Here is a 13371-nt window from a genome sequence, read left to right on the forward strand (position 1 = left end):
CTGAAACCAAGGGCGGGCTATTCGTATTCTCACTCACTTGTCGGAAGGTCGCGACCGGTCAATTCTCGTCACTCCCACTCCCAATGGCGTCCATCATGGGCTTGGGTAAACAACATCCGAAATCCGCTAATTTCCTTGTGATCAATATCATTCATCAACTTGTTAAATTGCGTCTTATCGATATGGATCAGGTTTTCATGGTCACCCGACTCAATATAGAGATCGTCTTGAGCGAACAGCATCTCATCCACCAGCATATTCACCCCATACGCCTGACCTAATGGCGGCACGGCGCCGGGCTCACAATCTTGGAATACCTTACTCAATTCATGCTCACCAATAAGATAAAACGGCCGTCCCATCATTCGACTGACCTTGTCAATCAATACCCGTCGATTTGACGGAACAACGGCCATCAACAACTCGCCCTTCTGATCCTTAAGCATAACGGCTTTGGCTACCTGCGCAGTAGGTACATGTGCCGATACCGCTGAGCTAAACGATGTATCCGTGTGCCGATGGTGTGTCACATCAAAATCGATATTGTGGCTATTGAGAAACTGCCCAACTGTCAATGCCATACCCATAGATCACCTCCTAGTTAGCTCGGCAGATACAATACCGCCGACTAAATGGGTATACCTAGTATGAACAAAGATGGGCGATCTCGCGAATACTCAAAACCACGACAAAATTTGAATATATTAAAGCCGGCGTGCCTGCCAATAAACACTCCGCCAGTAAGGATTTTTCAAGCTTGAAATAATGACTCCCTGAGAAGTAGAGGCATGAAGAAATTGTGCATCCCCCAGATAAATACCCACATGACGCAACGATCGCCCTGTTTTGAAAAAGACCAAATCACCATGCTTTAGCTTATCAATCGCGACCCATTGCCCTTGTTTGGACTGAGCCTCAGTCGTTCGCGGCAAATCATGCTTGAAAAGTTCAAGTACTCCTTTTTGAACAAATGCAGAGCAATCGATCCCTGCCCTGGTCGTTCCCCCCAAACGATAAGGAGCTCCACGCCAATAACGATAGAAATTATCTAAATTTGCACGTCCCTCCAAAGGTACGCTCAAGGGAATAAAATCATAGCGTTTCGCAGTGACAGCTTGTGAAGAGAGATCCGTGGCATTCTGAGATGAGTTATCGGGCGTCGATGAACAACCGGCTAGCAACACGGTGACTATAATGGGGGAAAATCTTCTTATCACTGTCAATACCTGCTCCAGTACTCACCTGCCGGCCTCAATGCTCAGACATTTTTGTGGTACTTTTATTCCTAAAAGGGATAGTAGCAACCATTCAAAATCACAGCCAGTACTGAGAAGAATTTTGACATTCACTGATGGAAAATCATTCAAAAAAAATGGCTGACCATCGCACCGGTCAGCCATGAAACTCCACACAACAGAAGAGATAGAAACTCGTATTCACAAAAAAGGGCAAACAAACGAGTTTATCTATCGGGTCTATTTATCGCCTTATTACGTTATTATATCCAGTTGTTTTTATTACCAATAATAACATGTGCGAACCACTTCACGCATTTTTTGAAAGCCCCAAATAGAAGTGGTTAATTCAGCCCAAACCTAAACTGAACGCCTAGCCTCGATTCTCATCACGATAAGTAATTTCACCTTGCAACATAGTCATCAACACCTTTACCGATGCAATATCTTCAACTGCCAGCTTACTCAAATCTTGCTCTAGCAAAATCAAATCTGCTGACTTACCCAACACGATACTGCCTGTAATAGCATCAATCCCTAATGCCTTGGCCGGTTCAATGGTATAACTGTCTATCGCTTTATTTACTGAAGCAATACCAAGCTGGTTATCAAGCATTGCTTCACTGATCCGGCGCAACGGCATAACCTGTTCATTACCATAGCTTTCACTACTGAGTGAAACACTCACTCCTGCCGCATGCAAACGTCGCAATGATACCGGTCTTAGCCCCTGTTCGATCAAATTATCCCTAATCACCGGAATTTCATGGTGCTCCGCTTCGTAAAAAGTCGTCGCAACATCCAAACGTGACAGCATACGTTCGGAATCAGGATGAATAAACTTCATATTGCTAAGGGTATACCGGCTGTCGTTATTCATATTCCTGACATTCTCCAGCGAATATAAAACCGCTTTTATTGCCTCATCCCCTTCTGCATGGAAAAATGCACCATAGCCAATTTCACTCAAACGCAGCAACCAGGCATTAAGCTCGGTAGGGGAGAAATAAAACAGCCCACTCGCCTCGCCGTTCAGATAAGGAGGCTGATAACGCCCAGACACCCTCGCCGTTTTAAGACCATAATTTCCATCAACTTGAACACTTACCTGATTGATGATAAGTCTGGATGTGAGTTCATTACGGAAAATCAACCTCAATCCTTCTAACTGCTCGTTAATAGCTTTATATGGCGATAGACGTGGCCGAACCGATACCCTTATTTTCAGTACGCCCTCATCATCGAGATGCTTCCAAAAGTTAATTCCCCCATAAAGCCAGAAATTCCCCGCATCACCAAGAGTTGTTACCCCATTGCTTTCCAGCGGCACTACCGACATTACATATTCTTCACTTAGACCACACAGGTGAACCCTGTGCGACCGCCACGCCTGCTCCATTGTCAACTCAGCCATCGCTCCAAGCATAACCCCAGTTGGCTCGTTGTTGTGATCTCGCAGTATCTTTCCGCCGACAGGGTCGATGCTGTAGTTATTAATCATCATCAACTCAAAAGCTTTCGTGTTCGCCCAGACCAACGATGAATGCGGCTCTGCAATCACGACTGGAACATCCGGAAAATACCGATCAAGCCACTGCCGCGGCGAATACGGCGAGAGATCCTTAAACAACAAGCCGGCACCATGCCCAATAAGCCACTGCCCCTCCTCGAGTTTATCGACGACTTCACGGCAGACTTCTCGACCAAGCTCTCCTTTTTCAGGTTCTAACAAACAGGCAAAGCGAGAAAACACCACATTATCAAGCAGGTGTCCGTGCAACTCGATAAACCCCGGATAGAGTGCTCGGCCATGCGCCCGGATATGTTGCGTATCATCTCCAATCAATGGCTGGGCATTGGCCATTGACCCCAAATAGGCAATTTTCCCTTGTTTTATCCCTACCACAGTTCCTGCAGGATGCTTATAAACCGAGCCTCCCGATATCAGTATATCGAGCGCTTGAGCTGAGGCCGCCAAAGGGGCAGATGTGGTTAACATCACCAATAGTACCCACATCATTAATCGTTTATTCATATCTTCTCGTCGAATAGTCCATAACTATACCCAAGCAACCTCAAGCAACTCGTTGCAGCGAAAATGCAGTGCTTACTCAACAAAGCGAAGCTTATCGACTTGATACCTCTTTCTTGCCAAAACAATGCAGAAATAACCAAGAAAACTCACCTAATAAAACCTCCCCGCAGGAAAGGAAGCGCTATTTAGCCCTTACTTTTGAGTATTTTATAATAGACAAAGCGCATACTGAACAAATGCCGCATTTTTTATAGTATTCCGTGCGCACTGTTAACAAAACGCAACAAAGCGGCATATTTCAACTGGTCATACAACTTAATTAATCCCATAATGGTCATAGTTTTGACTTAGCAAGCAAAGGAGTTAGCGTGCTTTCCATTATTCGTGTCGTTATGGCAGCAATCTTCATCATCTTCACAACACTCTTTGCATCCCTATATTGCTGCCTATTCAAACCCCGAAACCCCAGTCATGTTTATGTATTTTGCCGCTGGTTCAACCAACTCCATAAACTTGTCGGCCTTGAGCTTATCCACCGCGGAAAAGAGCGAGTCACAGGCGTTCCCAAAGCCGTCTATATATCAAACCACCAAAATATTTTTGATTTCGTCACCTCACCGGGCATGCTGATGCCCCGCACCGTCTCGATTGGCAAAAAGAGTCTGTTATGGATACCGTTCTTTGGCCAACTCTACTGGATAACCGGCAACATTTTAATTGACCGAGAAAACAAGTCCAAAGCACGCAACACGATTCAGCAAGTCGTAGAAGCTATCCACAAGCGCGATCTGTCAGTATGGATGTACCCCGAAGGCACTCGCAGCAAAGGCAGGGGTTTGCTTCCGTTCAAGACTGGGGCATTTCGAATGGCCATTGAGGCAGGCGTGCCTATTGTTCCCGTCTGCGTTAGTTCTATCCACCAAAAAATCGACCTCTCACGCCGCAACAATGGAATCGTTATCGCTGAAATGATGGATCCTATTGATGTATCTGGCTATAAAATCAACGAGGCGCGCGAACTTGCCGATAAATGCCATGAACTCATGGCGGCTAAAATTGCAGAACTCGATAGGGAAGTTGCAGAACGCGAACAACAACTGTCCTCTCCCCAAGCGGACGTTGCGTAATTTACTCGCCATGAATACAATAAAGGCTTGCAGATGCAAGCCTTTATTGTTGTTAACCCACCAATGGCAAAGGGGTTATCTGCTCGGCTAACCCGTCAAATGCCTGCATCAATGGCTCACTTTGCATGATCCTCCCATGCCCCAATCCCTCCGTTGCCACCAAGGTAACATGAGGCAACGCGGCCGCCTCTTCTGACAAGGAAAATGAAGCAAAGCGATCACCACGATCATGCACAATAACGACAGGAGCACGATGCCTTTTCAACTGCTGCTGCGGATCAATATCCGCTAGCGGGTAACCATACTCATCAGCAACTTCGCTGACGACCTCATCAAACAGGCGCATTGAATAACCAGACTTCTCAACCGAAATAAGCAAATTCTCGGTGTAGTTCAGCACAGGTGCCACCAACAGAATGGGCTTACCGGCAAGTTGAGGGTGACGACTTTCCAAGACCATTGCAGATCCCATACTATGGGCAACCACACCAGTGATATCAGGCTCCTGATCCAACACACAATTTAGCGCCGCAATAAAACCGGGCAAATGGGCATGACTGCCGGCGCTTTCACCATGAGCTATGTTGTCGAAAGCCAATGCGGTATAACCGAGCTTTGCAATATGGGCCATCAGGGTAAAAAACTGGCTAGATGCCCCTGACCAACCATGACACAACAGCCAAACCGGCCCTCGCCCCAAGCGATAGGTCATTAATTTTCCTTCGGTGGTCTCAATACTTGCTTTAACCAATCCCTCTGGTTCAACCACACCACGATCAAAACGATCAGGCGTCAAAAACAGATTACGAGCCACTTTGCGGGCATGTGATGGCGCAAGGCGGTGATGCAGCCTTGTCACCCAATTAATGACCTTTCGTTGGTATTTCTGGCCCTGCCCCTGTTTAAAATAAATCTTGCTGCTCATTACTTTACCTTTTTGCCAACAAAATAGAACGAGCGTGCTTTTTTTGTTGTATTAAACATTCTTTAACGACGCATACAATTAGTTGCGCCAACTTGCCAATAACTCGTCAATCCCCAGCCAAAAGCGCCGATGTTCTCCACACTCTAAGTCCAGGGAGCGGAATAAATGACTGCTCAAGTAGACCCCGTACAAACGATAGACACATTGCCAGCTATCCAAATCTGGCGAAAACTCACCTCGCACTATCGCTTTTTCAATCTGCCGTTGTAAATAATCCAACCAGCGTCGAGTCAAGCCGATCAACCCTTGCTGAATCACATCATGCGTCTCTTGTTTGTCCTTCCAAGCATCAAGAAACATACAGCTACCTTGAAATGAGTTATTCCAAGCCAACCAATACTGACACAGTAGGCGGATTTTCTGCTCAATACTCTCAGGGGAGGCTTGCCGTGCGGGTTGAATCACTCTAGCCACAAACTGCTCCCCCGCATATTCCAGCACCGCTAATTGGAGGTTTTCTTTGGCATTAAAGTGGGAAAATAAACCACTTTTCGACATCCCAGATGCTTTGGCCAACTGGCCTATTGTCAGGCTATCAAATCCGTCTACACTCGCTATATCAAAAGCAGTCTTTAAAATATGCTCGCGGGTAAGTTCTCTTTTGCCCATGACGTCAACCGAGGTAATGATCTTGGCTCTATTTTTAGCACGATCGTACTTTTTCATCCAGTAGCAATTTATCAATTGATGAATCAACTATGCTGCTAAGCCGCTAACGCTCAGAAAAACGGAACAGGCTATCAACTCGATGCGGGCAACGGCCGACTTGCTCAACCATCTCTTCTGCTTGCTTAAGCGAGTCATAACTACATGGCACACCATAGGTATCTGTTAATGGGTACTCATTACCTTCTGCATCTATAAAATTAATAGCCCAGCCCGCACTTAGAAAGTCATGGACTAAACGCGCTTCGACTATTGTATTGTTTGCCATCAGTTGGCGACATTCCGATAACACCATAGCTTACCTCACATTGCAGCCCTGCATATCAATACCTCGGCATACCTGTACTGGCCATCGACTTATTCAGGTTGCCGTTTCTGATAATGATCATTATAGCAAGCCGCCACGATGCTCACGAACTCTCGTAAAGCCAGAATACCTGTACAAAAAAAGCTGCCAATATGGCAGCTTTTTCTACAGGGTACGCTGTGGCTAATTACAGGTACATTTTTGCCACATCAGCAGGCTCTTTTTCTACGCCTTCAAGTTGGTTGTTCCAGTTCAGGCCAACCAGTACACCGTCCTCAGAAAGCGTGATCATCCAATCTTCAACAAATACATCAAGAGGGATCTCAACCGCACTAAACTCTGCCCACTCATCAGCACAATGCTCGCTAGCATCTTCTTGAGCTGACCAGAATGGCATCACTTCTGAGTTTTCAAATTCACTAGAGTCAACAGAAAGCCAATCACCTTCCTCGTTGCAAAGGCCCCATACAGTCAGAGTCTCTTTGGTTTCGGTTACAAACAATTCACAGTTTGCATTAATGTCAGCAGTTAACTTAGTCATGAATATCTCTCTTACATCGTCAGAATGACGCATTCAATAGGTCTATCATGATATCAACATTTTCAAACAGACTGTATCAATTTATCCACTCTGCTTGGGGTTCTCCGCATCTTGTATATACTTGAAAAAGCAACACACCCACAGAGAGGCCTTTGCTATGGCAACAGTTGACTGGCTGTCACACCTTAACAACCATACCCTACTTGCCCCTCGTTCCCACCTCATTGAAGCCCATGAGTTCCTCGGAGGCTCCGGTGAGGGAAAAGTTGCTGTCGATTGTGCCTGTGGCTCCGGGCGAGACACCTTATACCTGCTTGAAAAAGGCTACCATGTCTATGCCTTTGACAATGATGTCACTCGCCTTGAGAGCCTTTGTGAACATCCGCTTTCCGGCGCAAACTCACGCCTTGTACTATCTGTCAGCGCTTTTGCTGATTTTGTTTTCCCAAGAGCACATCTGATCAACGCCAGCGCTTGTCTATTTTTCACAACCCCAACAGACTTCGCTGTTTTGTGGCAGAATGTTTATAAAAGCCTTTACAAAGACAGTATTTTTTGCGGACATTTCCTTGGTAGCGAAACTCTCGAACCCGGAGAAAAACTCCCGATCCTCACTCACAGCCAACAACAACTGGAGCAGTTATTCAGCCAGTACTACATTATCTCGTGGAAGAAAAAACAGGAATTCTCAGCCAATTTAACAGGCAAAAAACGGCTCTGGCTTGTGCACACCATCATTGCTATCAAGAAGTAATATCAAGGCTGATTCCATTCCCCTACCAATCTTTGTTTTGCCGTACAAATCTCTTTTGCTCTGCATGAAATCCGTGTCAAAATAACACCAACCTGCACATTTCTCTCGCAGGCATCCCTTTTATATCATTTACATTTAACTTGGTCTTAGTTGTCGATGCAAAGTCACCGTGCTGGCAATGCCCTAGCTGCGTTTTCATTCGTGCTATGGGGCATTTTGCCTTTGTATTACCAGTTCCTGCCACAGGCGAACGTCAACGATTTGCTGGCGTTACGGATTTTGTTTTCTGTCCCCTTCATGCTATTGGCCATGATGATACTCCGCCGGCCATTGCCTGCTCTGTCAGTTATTTGGCAAGACAAGCGCTCTTTGAGCATGTCAGCTGTGGCTGGCTTACTCATGTGCGTATCATGGTATGCCTTTACCTGGGCGATGACCCACGGACAAGTACTGGCCGCCAGCCTTGGTTTTTTCATCAACCCTATCTTCGCTATTGCTCTGGGGGTCTTTTTCCTAAAAGAACGTCTTAGCCAAGCTCAGAAAATTGCGGTTATTTTGGCTATCGCCGGTATTGCCTACCAAGTTTGGCACTACGGCACGCTACCTTGGCTTGCCTTAATCATGGGAAGCTTCTTTGCACTCTACGGACTCGCCAAAAAACATATCCGCTATGATGCATTGACATCCGTTACCCTAGAAGCGGCAATACTGTCTCCTTTTGCGCTGCTATTTATGGCCTATGGCGGTCTGTCCGGTACCAGTACCGCACTCAACAGCGACTGGCAAACATTACTGCTTTACATCGGATCCGCCCCTGTCACTCTGGCTCCGCTTATTTTCTTCGCTTTGGCAATCCAACGTACCAGCCTAACTATGGTGGGCCTGATGCAGTATATCGAACCTTCAATACAATTTTTGTTGGCCGTATTCTTATTTGGCGAAGTCTTCGATCAAACTAAAGCAATCAGCTTCAGTTTCATTTGGCTGGGGCTTTTACTATGCAGCCTCGAGGCGATCAGCCATAGCTTCAAGCGCCCTCGGCTCAGCGTTTAGTTCCTAATGCGACCTGCTCCTCAATCAGCAGGTCGCACTGCCTTCTTCCGCTTTACTCCTTATCTCTTTTTCGTCTCTTGATATAGCCGAACTGGTGTTGTGCGCACTATCACTCTCTTCGCACAGGAAATTGCATCTATTCCATAAAATTCCATACTTATTTTTATAAGTTGCTAATGGAGAATGAAAATGGATTTTCATCAGATATTCAATGACAGCTATCAGCGCTGTCAGCGCCACCCCCAATTTTTCCAGATCTTTTACCGCAACTTCTGGCAACAAGAAGAGCGGTTCCAGAAGATGTTCGAAAATGTAGACATGACACGCCAGATAAAAATGCTCAAACTATCAATACTGATGATTATGCTGGCATCTACTTCCGAAGAGGCGAAGGACAATATCCGCCGATATGCACGCCGTCATGGTCCAGACGGTATTGGAGCGCAACCTGAAGACTTTGATATTTGGATTGACAGCCTACTTAAAGCAGTCAAGGAATGTGATACCCATTACAACAGCGACATCGACAAAGCCTGGCGAACGTGTTTCAAAACCGGCATGGAAATAATGAAACAAGAAACCCAACTGGCTCACACGGGTAAAATAACCCAACAGCACTAGATCTATACACCGGGGGGGAGAGGGTGAATCCACATGCTCATTGGCAACAATGGCTCTTAATAACCAGCGCCATTTCTCTAGCAGTACTGGCATTGATTTTTTCGCCGATTCATCAGAGCGGCAATTTCTATGCCTATGCAGATCAGCGCGCCTATCTTTCCATCCCAAATTTCTGGAATGTCATCACCAACCTCCCCTTCTTGTGGGTCGGGTGGCTCGGTATCATGACCGCAAGCCGACGCAATGCCTCCAATACGCCTGAACGCTATAAGGGTTACACACTCTTTTACTGGGGGCTTATCGGCACCTTTGTCGGTTCAAGTCTCTACCATTTAGTACCGGGGCCCTTCACCCTGATGCTGGATCGCATTCCCATCACGATCAGTTTTATCAGCCTCTACTGCGTGGTACTTGCTGAATATATCTCACCAACCATAGGCAAAAAGCTACTGCTCCCCTTACTTGCCTATGGCGTTATATCAGTAGGATACTGGTACATCACCGATCTGGGTCCAGAGAAAGGCAATATGGCGGCTTATGTGCTGGTTCAGGTTATCCCTATCGTTCATCTCCCATTGATATTATGGTGCTATTCGGATCGGTATGGCCACAGCAGACTGTATGCCCTCGCACTAATATTATATCTCCTCGCAAAATGGACCGAATCCAGCGACGAGATACTTTATGACCTTCTCGGCTTCAGCGGGCATAGCCTCAAGCACCTATTTGCAGCGTTGGGTGGGTACTGTATTTATTTAAACTGGCGGCCTAAATTGCAATAAGCACTATAAAAACAACAAAGCCCTGCAATGCAGGGCTTTGTTAATACCGCGATCAGTCGTATTTCTTACCGACACCACGATTTTCTTTCTTGGCAAGGGTGATTTTACCGAAGCCTAATTTCTTGAAATGATTATCACGGTAATCACGAACCGCTTTGCTACCACTAGAAACCGCTTCAACTTGCTGTTCCATCTTAAGGAAAGCAGTCAGGTCAATACCCTCAGCCGCAGCAACGGCCTCATGAATCGTACGATACTGTGAATAGGAAAACGTTATGGTTTTCTCTTCTTGCTTGTAGGTATAGATAATAGTGCGGGACATAACGCCTCCATCATTGAAAACCGGAGAATGTACCCTGTTTATGCTTGAGAGGGAAGCCTATCGCCATTATCGAAGACAATTCCGTTCTGCAGCAACTCGGCAAGCGGCATTGGCTTATGATAATAAAAGCCCTGAACCACCTGGATCCCGCGTTCCCGGATAAAAATCAATTCATCTTCCGTTTCTATCCCCTCGACCACTATGTCTGCATTAGTGATATTGCCAAGCTGCACCACAACCTCAAACAGACCTTTCCCTCGCTCCGTGTTCAAGTTTGTCACCAAGCTCCTGTCAATTTTAATCTTGTCAAAATCAAAACGGGATAAATACGCCAACGACGAATAGCCTGTACCGAAATCATCCAATGCCACTAATATTCCCAATTCCTTAATCTCATTGATGATCTCGGCAATTCTCTTCTCATCACGAATCAACAGCTCTTCCGTGACCTCGATTTCCACTTGATGGTAGTTCAACCCGCTGCTTTTAACTGCGGCTTTCAACGACTTAACAAAACCCTTCTTGAGCATGGTGTCAGCCGAAATATTAATAGACAAATTAATATGCTGAGAATCAGGCAGCTTCGCAATGTCTGATACGGCACGCTCTACCACCCATGAATCAAGCTCGGGCATCAGCCCCAACTGACCAAACGCATACAAAAAAGAAGGAGACCGCAACTTACCATCATCACTAATATGACGAATCAGTGCTTCAACCGCGACCACCTGACCCGTGTGAATATCAACCTGTGGCTGATAATAAAGAATAAAAGACCCACTTCGGTATAAACCTTCAACTTCTTTTTGTGCGCTTATATTAAGCTGCATCGACGGAATAAAGCTCGTTAGCTTGGAGCTGCCTTCTATGCTATCGCTAGAAAAGAAACGATTATTGATCACTGAGGATAAGTCTAACCCGACAGAATGCCGATCCATGATCTTAAAAAACGGATAATAAATAACCATCCCCAACACAATCAAAATAAATTGGAATACTGCAACCGACCATGATTCGCCCGATGCAAAATAACCATTCACTATCGGCGGCATCAACCAGCTATGCACCTCGCTTAAAGGGGCAATATACCCCATACTCGTTGCACCGTATGCCAGCACAAAGCTCAGCAGGGGCGTCAGCAAAAAAGGGATCATCATGACAGGGTTAAAAATAATAGGCACCCCGAACAGAATAGGTTCATTGATATTGAAAATACTCAAAATCAACACGGTTTTAGCTAAAAGCCTATACCCTTTACTCTTGGCAAAAAAGAGCATACAAAACACCAAACTAATCGTGTTGCCACTGCCCCCCATACCAGTAAAGAAATCATAAAAATTTGTACTGATAATATTGAGATCCGTCCCAAAATTCTTCCAGTCAGCCATGTTGGCCGTGCTGATCTCAAATAACTCGGTTTTGTACATATGAAGCACATTGTGGCCATTTACCCCAACGCTCCACAACAACCCGCGGAGAAACTCATAAATCAAACCATCAGTAAAGGATGTAGGGTCAAGTCTTGGCAACAAAATATACGGCTGAATGTAATAACTAAAACATGTAGCAACAATTTGGCAGACAACCAACAAGGTAGCGAGCGTGACGATACTGATGGTGATAATATTGACGGAGTGATCGGCAACACTATGTTCCCCGCGGACCTTGAACAAAGGAAATTTATTCAACCGCGCAATAATAAAGCAAGTCGCATAGGCCGAAAACAGCGATAACGCGAAATTATCAGGCAAAGGGATGACCGGTGACAACAATCCCCACTGCTGGGAAACAATGAGAAATGCGACCAAAGAACAAGATATCGCTGCGGCTTTAGGTAACCTCTGAAGCGTTGAATAATAAGTAGCAAGATAGATATTAAGCAGAATTGGAAACATATGCCCTGTCATCTGACCGACATAACCAATTGTCAAACCCGTTGAGGTATAACCCAACTTTTCAGCAAGAAATGCAATAAGGTTGAAAAATGCAGCAATAAGCGCGACTGGCAACGCCATAATGAATACATTACTCATTGCCACAAGATACTGATTCGAAGATAGCCTAGAAAAAAGTGAACTCAAATCCTAATTCCATTACTTGATGATGGCTCACTAAATACCCACATATTAGTAATAATATTACTCAGTCGCACAATCAATTAACCCGTGTTTATCATCACTTGAATATCATAAAAAGCAAGGAGAAAAATTAATCATTACAACATGCGTCATTAATTTGACTGTTTCTCTGAAAATTTCATCTTCGAGTTACTTATTCCAGTGATAACACATTAACCTATCACCAAAATATGGAGCTATTAGCATAAGCAGACCACTCACCCTCTGGGTATGAGATAGAAGTAAGTGAATACAACAGAAGAAAAGAGGAGATAAAGAAGAGAAAGGAAATAAGGCTCACTCGTCATTCAAGCAAGCCAAAAAGGAAATGCCGAACAGTTGCGACTGCAACTCACAGCTTAAAGGTATGGATAATCTGGTTTGAGCTCCCTCGCCACAGTAGCTCCGGATCATACAGATCTTGCTCGAACTTACCGTCAATCAAGGTATCAACGTACGCCACCACTGCTTTTTGGGCGTCCGTTAAATTAGTCAGCTCGTACCCTGTCCACATCCAAATGTCTTTGCCCTCGCACTCTTCGCGCACTCGCTTTACCAACTTGAGTATCGCCTCTACGTTGGCGGGATGTAACGGGTCACCACCTGACAGCGACAGCCCACGACGCTTAATCCGGGTATCGTTCAGATCCGCAATAATCTGGTCTTCCAGTTCCTGGGTAAAAGGATGCCCAGAGGTAGGATTGAGGGTCGATTTGTTATAGCAGCCACGGCAATTATGTTCGCAGCCTGATACAAACAGGGTACAACGCGTACCGGGACCGTTCACTACATCTACTTGGTGGTATTTGTGATAATGCATGCCTTT

15 protein-coding genes are annotated in these 13371 nt (G+C 45.4%); 5 read left to right on the top strand and 10 right to left on the bottom strand.

Features of this window, described 5'->3' with window-relative positions:
* Positions 1-68: 68 nt before the first annotated feature.
* The 3 genes from ACSF8X_RS20610 to ACSF8X_RS20620 form a co-directional block, all read right to left on the bottom strand.
* Entirely contained in the window at positions 69-581 is a 513-nt protein-coding gene (locus tag ACSF8X_RS20610; protein WP_240478275.1) for an aminoacyl-tRNA deacylase, read from the bottom strand.
* Between the two features lie 123 nt (positions 582-704).
* Positions 705-1223: an NlpC/P60 family protein gene (locus tag ACSF8X_RS20615; RefSeq protein WP_500851286.1), complete on the bottom strand. Its 519-nt coding sequence runs from the start codon at positions 1221-1223 to the stop codon at positions 705-707.
* A gap of 385 nt (positions 1224-1608) precedes the next feature.
* Positions 1609-3270 (bottom strand): amidohydrolase, encoded by a 1662-nt coding sequence (locus ACSF8X_RS20620; RefSeq protein WP_500851287.1) that lies wholly within the window; start codon positions 3268-3270, stop codon positions 1609-1611.
* A 368-nt stretch (positions 3271-3638) separates the two neighbouring features.
* On the opposite strand from ACSF8X_RS20620, the gene ACSF8X_RS20625 reads away from it, so the two are divergent.
* Positions 3639-4397, top strand: a complete 759-nt coding sequence (locus ACSF8X_RS20625; protein WP_500851288.1) for a 1-acylglycerol-3-phosphate O-acyltransferase — start codon at positions 3639-3641, stop codon at positions 4395-4397.
* Between the two features lie 52 nt (positions 4398-4449).
* Here ACSF8X_RS20625 and ACSF8X_RS20630 read toward each other — a convergent pair whose 3' ends face one another.
* The 4 genes from ACSF8X_RS20630 to ACSF8X_RS20645 form a co-directional block, all read right to left on the bottom strand.
* Entirely contained in the window at positions 4450-5322 is an 873-nt protein-coding gene (locus tag ACSF8X_RS20630; RefSeq protein WP_500851289.1) for an alpha/beta hydrolase, read from the bottom strand.
* 78 nt (positions 5323-5400) lie between these two features.
* A complete protein-coding gene (locus ACSF8X_RS20635; protein ID WP_500852138.1) occupies positions 5401-5991 on the bottom strand; it encodes a TetR/AcrR family transcriptional regulator in 591 nt (196 codons plus the stop codon).
* A 103-nt stretch (positions 5992-6094) separates the two neighbouring features.
* Complete coding sequence (locus ACSF8X_RS20640; RefSeq protein ID WP_240478276.1) at positions 6095-6316, bottom strand: hypothetical protein; 222 nt, start codon at positions 6314-6316, stop codon at positions 6095-6097.
* Positions 6317-6542: 226 nt separating this feature from the next.
* Complete coding sequence (locus ACSF8X_RS20645; RefSeq protein ID WP_047878267.1) at positions 6543-6896, bottom strand: DUF2750 domain-containing protein; 354 nt, start codon at positions 6894-6896, stop codon at positions 6543-6545.
* Positions 6897-7053: 157 nt separating this feature from the next.
* Between ACSF8X_RS20645 and ACSF8X_RS20650 the strand changes: the two genes are divergently transcribed.
* The 4 genes from ACSF8X_RS20650 to ACSF8X_RS20665 all read left to right on the top strand — a co-directional run bounded on the left by ACSF8X_RS20650 (position 7054) and on the right by ACSF8X_RS20665 (position 10106).
* Positions 7054-7650 carry a class I SAM-dependent methyltransferase gene (locus ACSF8X_RS20650; RefSeq protein ID WP_047878268.1) on the top strand — a complete coding sequence of 199 codons (597 nt, stop codon included), beginning with the start codon at positions 7054-7056 and terminating at the stop codon, positions 7648-7650.
* A gap of 156 nt (positions 7651-7806) precedes the next feature.
* Entirely contained in the window at positions 7807-8703 is an 897-nt protein-coding gene (gene rarD, locus ACSF8X_RS20655; protein ID WP_047878269.1) for an EamA family transporter RarD, read from the top strand.
* 189 nt (positions 8704-8892) lie between these two features.
* Positions 8893-9324, top strand: coding sequence for a globin (locus tag ACSF8X_RS20660; protein ID WP_047878270.1), 432 nt, complete (start codon positions 8893-8895; stop codon positions 9322-9324).
* A 23-nt stretch (positions 9325-9347) separates the two neighbouring features.
* On the top strand, positions 9348-10106 hold the full coding sequence (locus tag ACSF8X_RS20665; protein ID WP_500851290.1) for a ceramidase domain-containing protein: 759 nt from the start codon (positions 9348-9350) through the stop codon (positions 10104-10106).
* Positions 10107-10158: 52 nt separating this feature from the next.
* On the opposite strand, the gene ACSF8X_RS20670 is transcribed toward ACSF8X_RS20665, so the two are convergent.
* From ACSF8X_RS20670 to nrdG, 3 genes are all read right to left on the bottom strand, one after another.
* A complete protein-coding gene (locus ACSF8X_RS20670; RefSeq protein ID WP_047878272.1) occupies positions 10159-10428 on the bottom strand; it encodes a DUF2960 domain-containing protein in 270 nt (89 codons plus the stop codon).
* 38 nt (positions 10429-10466) lie between these two features.
* Positions 10467-12443: an EAL domain-containing protein gene (locus ACSF8X_RS20675; protein ID WP_500851291.1), complete on the bottom strand. Its 1977-nt coding sequence runs from the start codon at positions 12441-12443 to the stop codon at positions 10467-10469.
* A gap of 454 nt (positions 12444-12897) precedes the next feature.
* On the bottom strand, positions 12898-13365 hold the full coding sequence (gene nrdG / locus ACSF8X_RS20680; protein ID WP_500851292.1) for an anaerobic ribonucleoside-triphosphate reductase-activating protein: 468 nt from the start codon (positions 13363-13365) through the stop codon (positions 12898-12900).
* Positions 13366-13371 lie beyond the last annotated feature (6 nt).

It is taken from the genome of Photobacterium panuliri, assembly GCF_059920555.1.

Bases quoted from the DNA above. Each gene is read 5' to 3' on its own strand.
- ACSF8X_RS20630 (WP_500851289.1), bottom strand. From the start codon at position 5,322: ATGAGCAGCAAGATTTATTTTAAACAGGGGCAGGGCCAGAAATACCAA.
- ACSF8X_RS20645 (WP_047878267.1), bottom strand. From the start codon at position 6,896: ATGACTAAGTTAACTGCTGACATTAATGCAAACTGTGAATTGTTTGTA.
- ACSF8X_RS20660 (WP_047878270.1), top strand. From the start codon at position 8,893: ATGGATTTTCATCAGATATTCAATGACAGCTATCAGCGCTGTCAGCGC.
- rarD (WP_047878269.1), top strand. From the start codon at position 7,807: ATGCAAAGTCACCGTGCTGGCAATGCCCTAGCTGCGTTTTCATTCGTG.
- ACSF8X_RS20620 (WP_500851287.1), bottom strand. From the start codon at position 3,270: ATGAATAAACGATTAATGATGTGGGTACTATTGGTGATGTTAACCACA.
- ACSF8X_RS20640 (WP_240478276.1), bottom strand. From the start codon at position 6,316: ATGGCAAACAATACAATAGTCGAAGCGCGTTTAGTCCATGACTTTCTA.
- ACSF8X_RS20635 (WP_500852138.1), bottom strand. From the start codon at position 5,991: ATGGGCAAAAGAGAACTTACCCGCGAGCATATTTTAAAGACTGCTTTT.
- ACSF8X_RS20650 (WP_047878268.1), top strand. From the start codon at position 7,054: ATGGCAACAGTTGACTGGCTGTCACACCTTAACAACCATACCCTACTT.
- ACSF8X_RS20670 (WP_047878272.1), bottom strand. From the start codon at position 10,428: ATGTCCCGCACTATTATCTATACCTACAAGCAAGAAGAGAAAACCATA.
- ACSF8X_RS20610 (WP_240478275.1), bottom strand. From the start codon at position 581: ATGGCATTGACAGTTGGGCAGTTTCTCAATAGCCACAATATCGATTTT.
- ACSF8X_RS20675 (WP_500851291.1), bottom strand. From the start codon at position 12,443: ATGGCGTTGCCAGTCGCGCTTATTGCTGCATTTTTCAACCTTATTGCA.
- nrdG (WP_500851292.1), bottom strand. From the start codon at position 13,365: ATGCATTATCACAAATACCACCAAGTAGATGTAGTGAACGGTCCCGGT.